Origin of the sequence: Pseudogemmobacter hezensis, from assembly GCF_013155295.1 — a bacterium.
In the GTDB taxonomy this organism is placed as follows: Bacteria; Pseudomonadota; Alphaproteobacteria; order Rhodobacterales; family Rhodobacteraceae; genus Pseudogemmobacter; species Pseudogemmobacter hezensis.
Map to the genome: position 1 here is coordinate 17,844 of NZ_JABJXT010000012.1, position 16,507 is coordinate 34,350.

The 16,507-nt window shown below is 63.2% G+C and carries 14 protein-coding genes; 13 read left to right on the plus strand and 1 reads right to left on the minus strand.

Annotated elements, in window-relative coordinates; all coding sequences use genetic code 11:
* Positions 1-28 precede the first annotated feature (28 nt).
* From HOY34_RS13905 to HOY34_RS13940, 8 genes are all read left to right on the plus strand, one after another.
* Positions 29-1,057: an agmatine deiminase family protein gene (locus HOY34_RS13905; protein WP_172363864.1), complete on the plus strand. Its 1,029-nt coding sequence runs from the start codon at positions 29-31 to the stop codon at positions 1,055-1,057.
* Positions 1,054-3,012, plus strand: coding sequence for an amidase (locus HOY34_RS13910; protein WP_172363866.1), 1,959 nt, complete (start codon positions 1,054-1,056; stop codon positions 3,010-3,012). Before HOY34_RS13905 ends, HOY34_RS13910 begins: the two co-directional genes overlap by 4 nt.
* Positions 3,013-3,246: 234 nt before the next feature.
* Positions 3,247-4,242, plus strand: coding sequence for an iron ABC transporter substrate-binding protein (locus tag HOY34_RS13915; RefSeq protein WP_172363867.1), 996 nt, complete (start codon positions 3,247-3,249; stop codon positions 4,240-4,242).
* A 2-nt stretch (positions 4,243-4,244) separates the two neighbouring features.
* Positions 4,245-5,891 (plus strand): ABC transporter permease, encoded by a 1,647-nt coding sequence (locus HOY34_RS13920; RefSeq protein WP_253944467.1) that lies wholly within the window; start codon positions 4,245-4,247, stop codon positions 5,889-5,891.
* Positions 5,888-6,925, plus strand: coding sequence for an ABC transporter ATP-binding protein (locus tag HOY34_RS13925; protein WP_172363869.1), 1,038 nt, complete (start codon positions 5,888-5,890; stop codon positions 6,923-6,925). The genes HOY34_RS13920 and HOY34_RS13925 overlap by 4 nt, the downstream gene beginning before the upstream one ends.
* Positions 6,926-7,056: 131 nt before the next feature.
* The gene (locus HOY34_RS13930; protein ID WP_172363871.1) at positions 7,057-8,760 is read left to right on the plus strand and encodes an ABC transporter ATP-binding protein; all 1,704 of its coding nucleotides are present in this window, start codon (positions 7,057-7,059) and stop codon (positions 8,758-8,760) included.
* 79 nt (positions 8,761-8,839) lie between these two features.
* The gene (locus HOY34_RS13935) at positions 8,840-9,547 is read left to right on the plus strand and encodes a GntR family transcriptional regulator (RefSeq protein WP_172363873.1); all 708 of its coding nucleotides are present in this window, start codon (positions 8,840-8,842) and stop codon (positions 9,545-9,547) included.
* 140 nt (positions 9,548-9,687) lie between these two features.
* Positions 9,688-10,644 carry a dihydrodipicolinate synthase family protein gene (locus tag HOY34_RS13940; RefSeq protein ID WP_172363875.1) on the plus strand — a complete coding sequence of 319 codons (957 nt, stop codon included), beginning with the start codon at positions 9,688-9,690 and terminating at the stop codon, positions 10,642-10,644.
* Positions 10,645-10,859: 215 nt separating this feature from the next.
* Here the strand turns inward: HOY34_RS13940 and HOY34_RS13945 are convergent, their stop codons facing one another.
* The gene (locus tag HOY34_RS13945) at positions 10,860-11,900 is read right to left on the minus strand and encodes an Ldh family oxidoreductase (protein ID WP_172363877.1); all 1,041 of its coding nucleotides are present in this window, start codon (positions 11,898-11,900) and stop codon (positions 10,860-10,862) included.
* 374 nt (positions 11,901-12,274) lie between these two features.
* Here HOY34_RS13945 and HOY34_RS13950 point away from each other — a divergent pair, with 374 nt between their 5' ends.
* The 5 genes from HOY34_RS13950 (at position 12,275) to HOY34_RS13970 (ending at position 16,505) form a co-directional block, all read left to right on the plus strand.
* Entirely contained in the window at positions 12,275-13,084 is an 810-nt protein-coding gene (locus HOY34_RS13950) for a transporter substrate-binding domain-containing protein (RefSeq protein ID WP_172363879.1), read from the plus strand.
* 72 nt (positions 13,085-13,156) lie between these two features.
* Complete coding sequence (locus HOY34_RS13955; protein WP_172363881.1) at positions 13,157-13,870, plus strand: amino acid ABC transporter permease; 714 nt, start codon at positions 13,157-13,159, stop codon at positions 13,868-13,870.
* Between the two features lie 12 nt (positions 13,871-13,882).
* A complete protein-coding gene (locus HOY34_RS13960) occupies positions 13,883-14,536 on the plus strand; it encodes an amino acid ABC transporter permease (RefSeq protein WP_172363883.1) in 654 nt (217 codons plus the stop codon).
* Positions 14,529-15,251, plus strand: coding sequence for an amino acid ABC transporter ATP-binding protein (locus HOY34_RS13965; protein ID WP_172363885.1), 723 nt, complete (start codon positions 14,529-14,531; stop codon positions 15,249-15,251). The genes HOY34_RS13960 and HOY34_RS13965 overlap by 8 nt, the downstream gene beginning before the upstream one ends.
* A gap of 12 nt (positions 15,252-15,263) precedes the next feature.
* A complete protein-coding gene (locus tag HOY34_RS13970; RefSeq protein WP_172363886.1) occupies positions 15,264-16,505 on the plus strand; it encodes an NAD(P)/FAD-dependent oxidoreductase in 1,242 nt (413 codons plus the stop codon).
* Positions 16,506-16,507 lie beyond the last annotated feature (2 nt).

Below are 16,507 nucleotides of genomic sequence, written 5' to 3' on the forward strand. Positions count from 1 at the left end.
GCTCAGAAGATGCCACAGGAGACAGCCGATGACCTGGTTCATGCCCGCCGAAACCGCCCCCCAGGACCGGATCTGGATGGCCTTCCCGCGTGAGGGGGCCACTTTGGGCGCGGGCACCTCGGGGCGTGAGGCGGGCTATCGCGCCTGGGCCGATGTGGCGCTGGCGATTGCCGAATTTCAGCCGGTGACGATGATCGTTGATCCGACTGAAATGGTGCGGGCGAAGAATATGCTCGGCAGTGCGGTTCAGCTGATCGAGCGCCCGCTGGAGCATTTCTGGACCCGCGATTCCGGTCCGACTTTTGTGCAGGATGCGGCGGGCCAGATCGCGGCGGTGGACTGGATTTTCAACGCCTGGGGCAGCCCCGATCCGGCGGAATGGCAAAATGACCGTGGCCTTGCGCAGTTCATCGCCGGGCTGGCGGGGGTGCCCGTGGTCTCATCCCTTTTGGTCAATGAGGGCGGCGGTATCCATGTCGATGGTGAGGGCACGGTATTTGCGACCGAGACCGTGCAGCTGGATCCTGACCGCAACCCCCATGCCGACAAGGCGCGGGTTGAGGCTGAATTCGCCCGCACGCTGGGCGCGAAAAAGGTGATCTGGCTGCCCCAGGGGTTGACCGGGGATTACTGGGAATTCGGCACCCGCGGCCATGTCGATATCGTGGCCACCTTCGCCGCGCCGGGCGTGGTCTTGCTGCATGATCAGCAAAATCCGGGCCACCCGGATCATGCGGTGATGCAAAAGATCCGCGCTATTCTCGAGGCTGAGACGGATGCAAAGGGCCGCAAACTGCAGATCATTCCGGTGCCCGCGCCCGAAACCCTGACCGATGCGCATGGCTTCAATGACTGGAGCTATATCAACCATCTGACCATCAATGGCGCGGTGATCGCCTGCGGCTTTGGCGAGGAGAAAGCCGATGCCCGCGCCGCCGCAATCCTGGCTGAGGCCTATCCGGGCCGCAAGGTCGTCACCGTTGATGCCCGCGAGATCTTTGCCCGGGGCGGCGGCGTGCATTGCATCACCCAGCACCAGCCAAAGCCCCGTGCATGAAACCGCGCCTGAGGCTGACCACCGCAAGCATCAAAGATCTGCGCCAGGCGCTTGAGGCGGGTCAGACGACCTCGCTCGCGCTGACCGCGGCTTATCTGAGGCGCATCGCGGCATATGATCTGGCCGGCCCCCGGCTGAATGCGATCCCCGTGCTTAATCCGGCGATGTTTGAAGAGGCCCGCGCCTCGGATCTGCGGCGCGCGGCGGGCCAAAGCCTCGGGCCGCTGGACGGCATCCCCTATACCGCGAAGAACAGCTATAAGGTCAAAGGGTTGACCGTCGCGGCGGGCTCGCCCGCTTTCCGCGATCTGGTCGCCACCGAGGATGCTTTCGCCATTGAACGCCTGCGGGCGGCGGGGGCGGTGCTGATCGGGCTGACCAATATGCCGCCGATGGCCAATGGCGGCATGCAGCGCGGGCTTTACGGGCGGGCGGAATCGCCCTGGAATGGGGATTATCTGACGGCGGCCTTCGCCAGCGGCTCTTCAAATGGATCGGGCAGCGCCACCTCGGCGGGCTTTGCGGCTTTTGGGCTGGGTGAGGAAACCTGGTCCTCGGGGCGTGCCCCCGCCGCGAACAATGCGCTTTGCGCCTATACGCCGTCGCGCGGTGTGATCTCGGTGCGGGGCAACTGGCCGCTGGTGCCGACGATGGATGTGGTGGTGCCCCATACCCGCAGCATGGCCGATATGTTTGAGGTGCTCGACGTGATCGTTGCTGACGACACGCGAACACGTGGCGATCTGTGGCGGATGCAGGATTGGGTTCCGATCCCGCTGGCCTCAGAGGTGCGGCCCGCATCCTATCAGGCGCTTGCGGGCGGCTCGCTTGCGGGCAAGCGTTTTGGCCTGCCGGCGATGTATATCAACCAGGACAGCCAGGCGGGCACGGGTGAGGCGCCTGGCATCGGCGGCCCAACCGGGCAGCGGATTGAGACGCGCCCCTCAATGCTGGCGCTGGTCAATGCCGCGGTGGCGCGGCTGCGTGAGGCCGGGGCCGAGGTGGTGGTGACCGATTTCCCGCTGGTCTCGAATTATGAGGGCGACCGCGCGGGCGCGCCGAAGATCCAGACCCGAGGCCTTGTCTCGCCCGACTATCTGCGGCGCGAGATTGTCGATCTCTCGGTCTGGGCCTGGGATGATTTTCTGGCCGCGAATGGCGATCCGGCGCTGAACCGTCTGGCCCAGGTTGACGGGGCGCAGATCTTCCCGCAGCCAGCCGGGGCGCTGCCGGACCGCTATACCGGCTTTGGCGATGACATTGCCGATTACCCGGCCCATGCCCGCGCCCATCCGGTGACGGATTTTCGCGCCATCCCGCATCTGGAAGAGGGTTTTCAGGGGCTGGAGGAAACCCGCAAACGCGATCTGGAAGACTGGATGGCGGCGCTTGGCCTTGATGCGGTGATCTTCCCGGCGTTGGCCGATATTGGCCCGGCGGATGCCGATGTGAACCCGGCCTCGGCCGATCTGGCCTGGAGGAATGGCACCTGGGTCGCCAATGGCAATCTGGCGGTCCGGCATCTGGGGGTGCCGACGGTGACAGTGCCGATGGGGATCATGGCGGATATCGGCATGCCGGGCGGGCTGACCTTCGCGGGCCGCGCCTGGGATGACAGCGCACTTTTGGCGCTGGCTGCGGGGTTTGAGGCGCTGACACCGCCATCAGGCCCGCCGCCGCGCGTGCCAGAGCTGCCGACGCCGCCTGCCTTGCCGGGGCAATGCACGAAGCTTTCGCTGCAGCTATCAGACACGGACGGGACGCGGCTTTTGATTGAGACTGACGCGCCAGAGATCCGGCTTTGCGCGAATGGGGTGCCCCTTGCCACCAGCCCGGTGCCGGGCGGCTTTGCCGCCAGCCTGCCAGACAGCCTGCCAGACAGCCATCCTGCAGCCACGGCCCGGCTGATCATCGCCGAGGCCCCGGGCCAGGCCGCCTGGCTGGCACTGGGCTGACCGATCATCTTATGTTTCGACACAGATCCCGGCGGTCGCAAAGGCTGCCCGGGGTAACAGATCTGTGAACATGGCTGATTGGGAAAAGATTACTGATGATAATTGTCGGGAATGGTGCTAAGACAATTTGCGACAATTAATGTGCCCGGGTCAGACAGTTACCGGGCCCGCCTGGCCCATCCCGCTGCGCATGTCGCGTGGCTGGCGGGGCTGAAAGACGGAGACGGCATTACAATGACATCATTGACCGGCAAACTGGCGACTGGCTTTGCGCTTCTTTTTGGCATGGGCTCTATGGCGGCGGCGGATACGCTGACCATCTATTCCGGCCGTGGCGAGGCATTGGTTGCCCCGCTGATCGCCCAGTTCGAGGCCGATACCGGCATCAAGACCGAAGTGCGTTATGGGTCGACCTCGGAAATGGCGGCCCTGCTGCAGGAAGAGGGCGCGAACAGCCCGGCTGATCTTTTCTGGGCGCAGGATGCGGGTGCGCTTGGTGCGCTGGCACCGCTTTTCGCCGAACTGCCTGCGGCGACCAATGAAAGCGTGCTTGAGGTCTTCCGCGATCCGTCGAACAAATGGGTTGCCACCTCGGGGCGGACCCGGGTGCTGGTCTATTCGACCGAGCGTGTTGAGGCAGGCGACCTGCCCGCAAAAATCACCGATCTGACCGATGCGAAATACAAAGGCCGCGTCGCCTGGGCGCCGACCAATGGCGGGTTTCAGGCCTTTGTCACCGGCTTCCGGCTGGTGCATGGCGACGATGCTGCCAAAGCCTGGGTCGATGGGATGATCGCCAATGACGCCAAAGTTTACAGAAACAACGGCACCCAGATTGAGGCCATCGCTGCGGGCGAAGTCGATTTCGGTCTGGTGAACAATTACTACCTGGGCCGCTATACCGCGAAAGACGCCGAGTTCCCGGTTGATCAGGCCCATTTCGAGGCCGGAGACATTGGCAACCTTGTGCTGGTCGCAGGGACCGGGATCGTCGAGGTCTCTGACAACAAGGAAAACGCGCAGAAATTCGTCGATTACCTGCTGTCGCCCGCCGCCCAGCAATATATCACCCTGCAGGGCTATGAATATCCGGTCGTCAAAGGCGTGATCCCGCATGCGACGCTGGAAAGCCTGGAAGAAGTGCAGGAAATCAGCCCCAAAGTCGATGTGAACCAGATCGGCGATCTGGAAGGCACGCTGGCCTTGCTGCGTGAGGCCGGGCTGCTCTGAACTTGACGGCTTTTGCGAAAACCAGGCGGGCGGGGCATCGGTCCCGTCCGCCGCTTTTGCTGCTGCTGGCGGCGCTGGTGGTGGGGTTCGGCACCTGCCTGCCCGCGCTTTACCTGCTGATCCGCGCCTTTGATGTCGAGGCCGCGCAGCTGGCCGGGATTGTCTTTCGCCCGCGCAATCTGTGGCTTTTGGGAAATACCCTGGCGCTGGTTGCGGTGGTGCTGGCGATTGGCACGGCCATCGCGCTGCCGATGGCCTGGCTGGTCACGCGCAGCGATCTGCGGGCGCGGGGGCTGGTCACCTTCCTGATGACCATGCCGCTGGCGGTGCCGGGCTATGTGATGGCCTATGCGCTGCTGGGGCTGTCGGGCTATTACGGTTTTGCGCGGGTCTGGCTGGGCATCAGCCTGCCGCCTTTGCATGGGCTGTGGGGGGCGGGGCTTGCGCTGGCGCTTTATACATTCCCCTATATTTTCCTTGGCTTGCGGGCTGCTTTGCGGGGGATGGATCCGGGGCTTGAGGAAACCGCGCGCAGCCTTGGGCGCTCGCGGGGGCAGGTCTTTCGCCAGGTGGTTCTGCCGCAGCTTTGGCCGGCGCTTATGTCGTCCTGGCTGATCGTTGGGCTTTATGTGATCGGCGATTTCGGCGCGATTGCGCTGATGCGCTATGAGGTTTTTTCCTACGCGATCTACACCCAATATGCGGGTGCTTTTGACCGCAGCTATGCTGCCTGGCTGTCTTTGATGCTGCTGGCCCTGACCGTGCTGGCGCTTTGGGCGCAAAGCAGGTTAAGCCGCAATCGCCGCTTTGCCCGCCTGGGCCCGGGCGTTGCGCGGCAGCATCATCCGCTGCGGCTGGGGCTTTGGGCATGGCCTGCCTGGGGCGCGGTGGCGCTGGTGGTTTTCGCCTCGCTTGGCTTGCCGCTGCTGGTGCTGGCGCATTGGATGCGGCGCGGGGTTGAGGCGATGGATTGGGCCATGCTGGGGCAGGCCGCGCTGAACTCGGGCCTTTCGGCCTCGGTGGTGGCGGTGCTGACGGTTGCGCTGGCGCTGCCTTTGGTCATCCTTAGCCTGCGCTGGCCGGGGCGCCTGCCTGCGCTGGCCGAGCGGCTGGCCTGGCTGGGCTATGCAACCCCGCCTTTGGCCTTTGGCCTTGCGATGGTGTTTTTCACGCTGGCGCTGGTGCCGTTCCTTTATCAGACCCATGCGGTGCTGATCTTTGCCTGGGTGATGACCTTCCTTGCACTGGCGCTTGGGCCCTTGCGGATGGGGCTGATGCAGGCGGGCACCCGCCCCGAAGAGGCGGCGCGATCGCTGGGGCGTGGCCCCGTGACCGCATTCCGGCTGGTTACGCTGCCGCGGCTGCGCGGGCCGGTGATCGCGGCGGCGCTGCTGGTTTTCATCGCTGTCGTCAAAGAGCTGCCACTGACCTGGATGCTGGGGCCGACCGGCTGGCGCAGCCTTTCAACCACGGTTTTCGCCCGCACGGTTGAGGGGATGATGGCCGAGGCCGCCCCCTTCGCGCTGGTGATCATCCTGTTCTCGGCGCTGTTTGTCGGGCTGATCCTGAAATATGAGGGCCAGGGCCGCCGCAGCCCGCCAGCGCCCGGAAAACCCGACCCGTCCAGAACGGAGCAACCCCTCCCATGAGTGCCCTTTTGTCCCTGCGCCACCTGCGCCGTCAGTTCCCCGACAGCCCGCGCCCGGCGGTGGCGGATCTGTCGCTGGATCTGGGCGCGGGCGAGATCCTCGCGCTGATCGGCCCTTCGGGCTGCGGCAAGACCACGACGCTGCGGATGATCGCGGGTTTTGACGCGCCGGATGCGGGCGAGATCCACCTGCAGGGCCGCGAGATCACCGCCCTGCCGCCGGAAAAGCGCGGCATCGGCATGGTGTTCCAGGACTACGCGCTCTTCCCGCATCTGACGGCGGCGCAGAATGTGCAGTTCGGGGCAGCGGACCGCCAGCCCGCTACGGCGCAGCGCTTCCTTGAGATGGTCGGCCTGGGCGAGCTGGGCGCACGTTTTCCCGATCAGCTGTCGGGTGGGCAGCAGCAGCGCGTCGCGCTGGCGCGCAGTTTCGCGGCAGGGCCGGGGGTGATCTTGCTGGATGAGCCGTTTTCCAACCTTGATGCCAGTCTGCGGGCCCGCACCCGCCGCGAGATCAGGGCGCTTCTGAAGGCCAGCGGCACCGGCATCATCTTTGTCACCCATGACCAGGAAGAGGCGCTCAGCTTTGCCGATCGCGTGGCCGTCATGCGCGACGGGCAGCTTTTGCAGATCGGCCCCGCCTGTGAGGTCTATGACCGCCCGGCCAATGCCTTTGTCGCGGGATTTCTGGGCCGCACCAATCTGATCACTGGCCAGGTGCAGGGCGCAGAATGCCAGACGGTGCTGGGCCGCGTACCCCTGCAGTCGGCCGCGCAAGGGCCGCAAGGCCAGGCACCGCAGGACCGGGTCCGGCTGTCTCTGCGGCCCGAAACCATCGCAATCCGCGCCGCCCGCCCCGATGAGGTGCCGCAGGGCCGCATCACCCTGGTCGAGTTTCGTGGCCATGATCTGACCTATTGGGTCGATTGCCAGGGCTCAGAGATCCAGGTCGACCAGATGGGCGGCCCGCGTCTGACTGAGGGAGAGGCGGTAATCCTGTCGGCCATGTCGGCGGCAGTGCCGCTGACGGGGTGACAACCCAGGCTGATCCCCCTTGACCATTTGGCCCGGCAGGTTCAGTCCCTGTTGGCCTGGGCCTGCGGCAAAGCCTTCTGTATCTTGTGCCGCCCCGCCCCCCGCGAGACCTGCCTTAGCCGGAGTGAACCATGCTGCGCGATTTCTTCTCTTATTACCGCCCCTGGAAGGTGCTGTTCTGGGTGGATTTCGGCTGTGCGGTGATCTCGGGCCTGCTGGAACTGGCTTTCCCGCTGGCGGTGCGCGGCTTTATCGACGTGCTGCTGCCTGCGGGAAACTGGTCGCTGACGCTGATGGCGGCAGCGGCGCTGATGGGGATCTACCTGATCAATACCGTCCTGATGGCGGTGGTTACCTATTGGGGCCATATGCTGGGCATCAATATCGAGACAGAGATGCGCCGCCGCGCCTTCGATCATATCCAGAAACTCTCCTGGAGCTATTTTGACAAATCGCGCACCGGGCACCTGGTCAGCCGCGTGACCCGCGATCTGGAAGAAATCGGCGAGGTCGCGCATCACGGCCCCGAGGATCTGTTCATCGCCATCATGACCTTTATCGGCGCATTCGGGCTGATGCTCTGGCTGCATGTGCCGCTGGCGATCATGACGGCGGTGATCGTTCCGGTGGCGGTGCTGGTGGTTTCCGTCTTTGGCGGGCGGATGACGGCGACCTGGCGGGCGATCTATTCCCGCGTGGCGAATTTCAACGTCCGGATGGAGGAAAACGTCGGCGGCATCCGCGTGGTCCAGGCCTTCGGCAATGAAGAGCACGAGAAGGCCCGCTTCGCCCATGACAATGCGATGTATCGCAAGACGAAACTGGATGCCTATAAGATCATGGCCGCAAGCCAGGCGCTGAACTATATCGGTATGCGCGGCGTGCAGGTGCTGATCATGGTCGCGGGCGCGGGCTATGTGCTTTCGGGCAGCCTGACGGCGGGCGGCTTTGTCGGCTTCCTGCTGTTGTCGTCGGTCTTCTTCCGTCCGCTGGAAAAGATCGCCGCCGTGCTGGAAACCTATCCCAAAGGCATCGCCGGTTTTCGCCGTTACCAGGAGCTTCTGGCGACCCAGCCCGATATCGCAGACCGTCCCAATGCACGCCCCGCGCCCGCGCTTTCCGGCGCGATGCGCTTTGACGCGGTGAATTTCGGCTATGATGCCAGCCGCCCGGTTTTGCAGGGCATCAGCTTCGACGTGCGCCCCGGCGAGACGCTGGCCTTCGTCGGCCCCTCTGGCGCGGGCAAGACCTCGCTTCTGGCGCTTTTGCCGCGGTTCTATGAACCCACCTCGGGCACGATCACGCTGGACGGCCATGATATCACCGGCTTCACGCTGGAGAGCCTGCGCCGTCAGATCGGCATCGTCAGCCAGGATGTCTATCTTTTCGGCGGAACCCTGCGCGAGAATATCGCCTATGGCCGCCTTGACGCGAGCGAGACCGAGATCCTTCAGGCCGCAGAACATGCCCAGCTGACAGAGATGATCGAACGCCTGCCCCAGGGCCTGGATACCATTGTGGGCGAGCGCGGCGTCATGCTGTCGGGCGGGCAGAAACAGCGTGTCGCCATCGCGCGGGTCTTCCTGAAAAACCCGCCGATCCTGATCCTTGACGAGGCGACCTCGGCCCTTGATACCGAGACCGAGCGTGAGATCCAGGCAGCCCTGGAGCGTCTGGCTGAGGGCCGCACCACGCTGGTGATCGCGCACCGCCTGGCCACCATCCGCGATGCCGACCGCATCATCGTGATGGAAGAGGGGCGTATCACCGAGGTCGGCACCCATGCTGAACTTGCAGGCAGTGGCGGGCGCTATGCGCGGCTTTCAGCGGCCTGATTGCGCATCCCTGCACAGCGGCAGTTGATTGCGCAAAATTCGTGACGTATTCCTTTTGTCGACATGAAAGGGACCCGTCATGACCGCCAGCGAAACGCCCGCGACCCCTGACCGCAAGCGTGGCTCGGGCGTGCGCATGGTCTATGAGCTGTTGCGCGACCAGATCCTGGATCTTGAACTGCCGCCAGGCTCGATCGTCGACGAAATCCAGCTGGCGGAACGCTTCGGCATGTCACGCACCCCCATCCGCGAGGCGCTGGTGCGGCTGGCGGCCGAGGGGCTGATCGACACGCTGCCGAACCGCTCGACCATGGTGTCGCAGATCGACTTTGCCAATCTGCACACGTTTTTCGACGCGCTGACGCTGATGTATCGCGTCACCACGCGGCTGGCTGCGGAATACCACACGCCCGAAGATCTGACCCGGATCCGCCGCTTTCAGCAGGCCTATGAAGAGCGTTGCGCCGCCCATGACGAAATCGGCATGATCGCCACCAACCGCGAATTTCACCAGGCCATCGCCGAGGCCGGCCGCAACCGCTATTACCTGACCCTGTTCAACCGGCTGCTGGATGAGGGGCGCAGGCTCTTGCGGCTTTACTATTACAGCAGCTTTGAGGGCGATATGCCCGCGCAATGGCTGCGCGAGCATGAGCAGATGGTCACAGCAATCGCCGCCCGCGACATCGCGGCGGCCGATCAGATCGCCCGCGCCCATGCCGATCAGATCATCCACCAGATCCAGAAAGCGGTCACCCGCGACCGCCGCCACGACATCGCTATCTGAAGGTGCAGGCGGCTCTTTGCCGGGGCGCTTTCATTTCGGCGGAAATTATGTCGACAAATAAAATACAAACTCTATACTGGGAAAAGACAATCAGATTCGAGCCGCATTCCTATTCCGCGGCCAGCAACAGGAGCCCAGAGATGAGCACGATTTTCACCGGAACGATCCCGGCTTTGATGACGCCCTGCAAGGCAGACCGCAGCCCCGATTTCGACGCGCTGGTGAAAAAGGCCAAAGAGCTGGTTTCGCTTGGCATGTCTGCCGTGGTCTATTGCGGCTCGATGGGTGACTGGCCGCTGCTGACCGATGCACAGCGTATGGAAGGCGTCGAGCGTCTGGTCCAGGCAGGTGTGAAGGTCATCGTCGGCACCGGCGCGATCAATACCGCATCGGCCGTGGCACTGGCGGCCCATGCCGCGAAGGTTGGCGCGCATGGTCTGATGGTGATCCCGCGCGTTCTGTCGCGCGGCTCGGTTCCGGCAGCACAAAAAGCGCATTTCAAAGCGATCCTCGCAGCCGCGCCGAAGCTGCCCGCCGTGATCTATAACAGCCCCTATTACGGGTTCGAAACCAAGGCGGATCTCTTCTTCGCGCTGCGCGCCGAGCATCCGAACCTGATCGGCTTCAAAGAGTTCGGCGGCGACGCGGCGCTGACCTATGCAGCGGAACATATCACCTCGGCAGATGACGAAGTGACGCTGATGATCGGCATCGATACCTCGGTGTTCCACGGCTATGTCAATGCGGGCGCAGTGGGCGCGATAACCGGCATCGGCTGCGTGCTGCCGCGCGAGATCCTGACGCTGGGCAATCTGTGCAAGGCCGCAGCGAAAGGCGACTTCAAGGCCCGCCGCCTCGCGAAAGAGCTGGATACCGCATTCTACGAACTGGCCCGCGTCGATGGCGGCCCGGATCTGGTGCTGTTCTTCAAACATATGATGGTGCTGAAGGGCGACGCCGAATATGCGCTGCATTTCAACGAAGATGATCGTCTGTCACCGTCGCAGGCCGGGTTCATCGAGGCGCAGCTGAAGCTGTTCGACACCTGGTATGGCGAATGGTCGCAACAGGCTGAGGTGAAACCCTACCTCGTCTGATCCCGATCAGGCCGACTTCACATAAAAGGCTCTCCCGGTGCGGAGAGCCTTTTTCTTTTGCAGGCGGGTAAGGGGGGCGCTGCCCCCTCGCGGCTACGCCGCTCACCCCCGGGATATTTAGAGACAGATGAAAAGAGGGCATGATTATTCATCTGTCCTTAAATATCCCCGCCGGAGGCATCCGGCGGGGTAAAGGGCGGCGCCATGGGGCAGGCTCAGATCGCATCCAGACCGCTGACAAGGAAGCGATCAAGTTGTGCGGTTTCCTCAGCGCTGAGTGTGATACCTTCTGCAACAGATGCTGCACGGGCTTTGAACCGGCGCTGCGAGGGCAGGCGGGCGCCCTGGCCGATAATCGCTTCGAACAAAGCCTCTGCGCGGGCAAAGGGATCGCCGGGGCGGCCTTTGGCAAATGCCCCGGGCGAGAAGGCCAGGATCAGCTCGCCGTGGCGGGGGGCAAGGGTGGTGGTGCCCAGATAGTCCAGCACTTCGGGGCTGGTCAGATCGCCGATCATGATGCCCGCAAGCAGCTCGATCATGGTTGAGATTGCCGAGCCCTTATGGCCGCCAAAGGGCAGCATCGCGCCCGCAAGCGCGGCCTCGGGATCGGTGGTTGGGTTGCCATCCGCGTCCAGGGCCCAGCCTTCGGGCAGGGGCTTTCCGGCACGGCGATGCAGTTCGACCTCGCCGCGTGCCGCGACCGATGTTGCGAAGTCGAAGACATAGGGGTCGCTGTCCCGGCGCGGCCAGCCAAAGGCGAAGGGATTGGTGCCCAAGAGCGGGTCGGTACCGCCGGTGGGCGCGACTGTTGCATAGCTGGGGCACATCACCATCGCCGCGAGGCCATGGGCGGTGACGGCCTCGACCTCGGGCCAGAGTGCGGCCAGATGGGTGCAATCATTGATCACCATGGCCGCCATGCCCAGCCGCCTGGCACGCGCGGCCAGCTCTGGCAGACCGAGTTCAAAGGCGGCATTGGCGAAGCCGCCCCGGGCATCGACCCGCACCAATGCGCTGCCGTCATCGGGGCTGAGCACCGGCACCGCCTGGGGGTTGACCTTGCCCGCCTTCACGGTGCGCAAAGTGCCCTCGATGCGGTAAATCCCATGCGATTTGCAATGATCGCGTTCGCCTGCAGTCAGCACGCGTGCCATGGCCCCGGCCTGGACCTCATTCATGCCCGCGCGGCGAAAGATCGCTTCAATACGCCCGAAAAGCGCATCGGTCGTCAGGGGCGCAAGGGGTGAGGGTGTCATCGGGATCTCCGTTTGTGGTGGCAGGGCCGGTTCAGGGCCGTTTTGTCGTGCCAGAGCCAGGGGCTGGCGGGGTTTGCGGGCGGCAGGGCTTTGCTCTGCCGGGAATCGGTTTCGCCGCCCTGCACAGGTTTGCATGGCGTGTCACAGGAATACCGGCCTCTGAGCAGCTGAGAAACGCGCAACTTAGCGCCCCCTTTCCTGTATGTGCGGGAAATATGGCTAAATCAGCAGAAAACGCAGCCATTTTGCCTTCCAATCAGCGGCGCGGCAGGGTTCTTGTATACTAATTGTATTTTTGATTTGCGTCGAGAGGGATCACCTATGATAGTGGTGTTACGTGAATCAACAGCAAGAACAGCTCAGGGAGAGCCTGCATGAAATCCAAAGTCCTCGCTTTTGGCGTGGCGGCTGCGACCGCCTTCGCTGGCCCGGCTATGGCCGACAAACTCGACGACATCATCGCCTCGGGCACGCTTCGTTGTGCAGTCGTGCTGGACTTCCCCCCCATGGGCTCGAAGGACGCAGACAACAACCCGATCGGCTTTGACGTTGACTATTGCAACGACCTGGCTGCGACCCTGGGCGTCACCGCCGAGATCGTCGAGACCACCTTCCCTGAGCGTATCCCTGCGCTGATGTCGGGCCGCGTTGATGTGGCCGTGGCTTCGACCTCGGACACGCTGGAGCGCGCCAAGACCGTTGGCGTCTCGATCCCTTACTATGCGTTTGAGAATGCCGTTGTCGCCCGCCCGGGTCTGGAAATGGCCTCCTGGGAGGACATGAAGGGCAAAGTGGTCGGCGCGACCGCTGGCACCTATGAGGCAATCTGGCTGGAAGGTCAGGTCAAGGCATGGGGCGAGGGCGAGTTCCGTCCGTTTGAGAGCCAGGCTGACGTGTTCCTTGCGCTGAGCCAGGGCCAGCTGGATGCGACCGTCGGCACCATGGAAGTGGCGAATGCCAACGTTGCGAGCGGAAACTTCGGTGACATCAAGGTTGTCGACAAGGCGCCGATGGTGCCGGACTATGTCGCCCTGGTGACGCTGCGTGAGGAATATGGTCTGATCAACTATATGAACCTCTTCATCAACCAGCAGGTCCGCACCGGCCGCTATGCCGAGCTTTACAAGAAATGGGTTGGCGAGGGCGTTCCCGCAAACCTGACCATCCCCGGCGTTTATCGCTGATCCATCCGCCGATGCGGCGGCGCGAAGGACATCCTTCGCGCCGCTTCTCCGTTCAAAGACCGAGAGGCGGATATGTTCAACTACAGCTTTCGCTGGAATCAGGCGTTCCAATCGCTGCCTGATATGCTGGCCGGGGCGCTGGTAACCTTAGAGGTCGCCGTGCTTTCGATGATCCTTGGGATCTTCTTTGCCATTTTGCTGACCGCCTTTCGCCTTTCAGGCAATCCGGTCCTGAAAGGCATCACAACTGTCTGGGTCGAGGTTGCCCGCAATACGCCGGCGCTGTTCCAGATCTATATGGCTTTCTTCGGGCTTGCCGGGCTTGGCATCCTGATCACTGGCTGGACCCAGCCCAATCTTGGCTTTGCGGTCGATCTGCGGCTTTCGCCCTATATCGCGCTGCTTGGCGGGATCACCTTCAACAATGCCGGCTACCTGCATGAGAATTTCCGTGGTGCGCTGAAGGCGATCCCCGAGACCCAGACCCGCTCGGCGCGATCCCTGGGCATGTCGGCGCCGCAGTCCTTTGTCTATGTGGTGATGCCGCAGATGCTGCGGATTTCGTTCCTGCCGATGACCAACCAGTTTGTCTGGGCGATCCTGATGACCTCGCTTGGCGCGGTGATCTCGATGAACTCTGACCTCTTTGGCGTCACCAACAACCTGGTGAAGATCAATTTCCGCACCTTCGAGATGTTCGCCATCGCGGCCGTCATTTTCTATGTGATGACCAAGGTGATCACGCTCTCTGCCCGGCTGATTGCAGCCCGGCTGTTCAGATATTGAGGGGGGCGGGACATGATTGATACAGCCATGACTGCCAAGGACTTCTGGATGCTGGTCCAGGGCGCCGGGATGACGCTGCTTGTCACCGCCATCTCGGTTGCGATTGGAACGGTGATCGGGGTGATCTGCGGCATCTTCCGCTTTCAGGTCGGGCCATGGTGGGCCGCACCTGTGACTTTCGTGCTGGATGTGTGCCGCTCGGTGCCGCTTCTGATCCAGTTGTCGCTGGCCTTTGCTTTTGTGACGGCGGTGCTGAAGCTGCGGGTCTCGGGGTTTTCCGTCGCCTGCGGTGTGCTTTCGCTTTATACGGCCGCCTATTGCGCGGAAATCGTGCGTGGTGCGCTTGAGGCGGTTCCCGCCAATACGCGGCGCGGCGCGCGTTCGCTGGGGCTGAGCTGGGCGCAGGATATGCGCTATATCGCGCTGCCGCTGGCAAGCCGTGTGGCGCTGCCGTCCTGGATCGGCCTTTCGCTTGGGGTGATGAAGGATTCGGCGCTGATCTATGTGGTCAATGTCTCAGAGCTGATGAAATCGACCAAGGATCTGATCACCCGCCTGCAAGAGCCCCTGTTCCTCTTGCTGCTTTGCGGCGTGTTTTATTTCGTGATCAGCTTCCCCATTGCCCGTTTCGGCGCTTATCTTGAAAAACGGTGGTCCAATGATTGAGATTCAAAAAGTCCGCAAAAGCTTTGGCCCGCTGGAAGTGCTGAAAGGCATCGACCTGACGGTGGCCAAGGGCGAGGTTCTGACGGTTATCGGGGGATCGGGTTCGGGGAAATCGACGCTTCTGACCTGTATCAACGGGCTGGAGCCGATCGATTCCGGCAAAATCCTTGTTGACGGGGTCGAGGTTCACGCGAAATCGACCAACCTCAACAAGCTGCGCCAGAAGATCGGCATCGTGTTCCAGCAATGGAATGCCTTCCCGCATCTGACGGTTTTGGAAAACGTCATGCTGGCCCCGCGCAAGGTGTTGGGCCGTTCCAAAGCCGAGGCCGAGGCCGAAGCTGAGAAACAGCTGAAACACGTGGGTCTGGGCGAAAAGCTCTCGGTCTATCCGAACCGTCTTTCCGGCGGTCAGCAGCAGCGGATGGCGATTGCCCGGGCGCTGGCGATGGGGCCGGAATATATGCTCTTTGACGAGGTGACCTCGGCGCTGGACCCGATGCTGGTGGGTGAGGTGCTCGATACGCTGCGGATGCTGGCATCCGAGGGCATGACGATGATCTGCGTCACCCATGAGATGAAATTCGCGCGTGAGGTTTCCGACCGCGTGGCCTTCTTCCACCAGGGCATCATGGCCGAGATCGCACCCCCTGAAGAGCTGTTCGGCGCGCCCAAAACGCCCGAGCTGCAAAAGTTCCTCGCTGCCACCCATTAAGGCTGATCTGACATGAAAAACGAAACCGATGTGATTGTCATCGGGGCAGGCGTCGTGGGTCTTTCCGCGGCGCTTGCGATTCAGGCCCGCGGTCTGCGGGTCACGGTGCTGGACCGTGAGGGGCCGGCGGCCGGGGCCTCGGCCGGAAATGCGGGGGCCTTTGCCTTTACCGATATTCTGCCGCTGGCCAGCCCCGGGATCCTGAAGAAGGCCCCGAAATGGCTGCTGGATCCGCTGGGGCCCTTGTCGGTGCCGCCGGGATATGCGCTGAAAATCGCGCCCTGGATGTTTCGTTTCTGGCGGGCCTGCTCGCCCGCGCGGGTCAGGCATTCGACGGTGGCACAGACCGCGCTGATGGATCTGTCAAAGGCCGAGCTGGAGCCGTTTCTGGCCCTGTCCGGCACCAGTCTGATGCTGGAAAAGAAGGGCAATCTGCAGGTCTATGAAAGCCGCGCCGAGCTGGAGGCAAGCCTGCCCGGCTGGCAGGCGCGGGCCGAACATGGCATCGAATTCCAGCATATGGATGCGGCAGAGATGGCGGCGGTCCAGCCCGGTCTGGCGGATCGCTTCACCCATGGCACCTTTACGCCGGGCTGGTTCTCGATCTCTGACCCCAAACTTTACACCCTGGCGCTGGCCGAGCGTTTTGCCGCCAATGGCGGGGTGATTGAACGCGCCGAGGTCACCGGGCTGCGGGCTTTGACCGAGGGCGTCGAGGTGCTTTCACATGCCGCGATCCGCCACGCCGGGCATGTCGTGCTGGCGGCGGGGGCGCATTCGCATCTGATCGCCCGCTCGGTCGGCGATCATATCCCGCTGGAAACCGAACGCGGCTATAACACCACCCTGCCGCCGGGCGCCTTTGATCTGAAAACGCAGGTGACCTTTGGCGGCCATGGTTTCGTGGTCACGCGGCTGTCTACCGGCATCCGGGTCGGCGGCGCGGTCGAGCTGGGCGGGCTGTCGCGGCCCGCAAATTTCAAACGCTCGGAAGCGATGCTGAAAAAGGCCGCCACCTTCCTGCCGGGGCTGAAAACCGGCGGCGGGGTGCAATGGATGGGCTTTCGCCCGTCGCTGCCTGACAGCCTGCCTGCGATCGGGCGCTCGAAAAATTCGGCCCGCGTGATCCATGCCTTTGGTCACGGCCATCTGGGTCTGACGCAATCGGCGGGCACGGCGCGGCTGGTTGCCGACCTTGTGACTGGCACCCCGCCCGCCATCGACATATCTGCCTTTTCTCCGCAACGTTTCTGAGG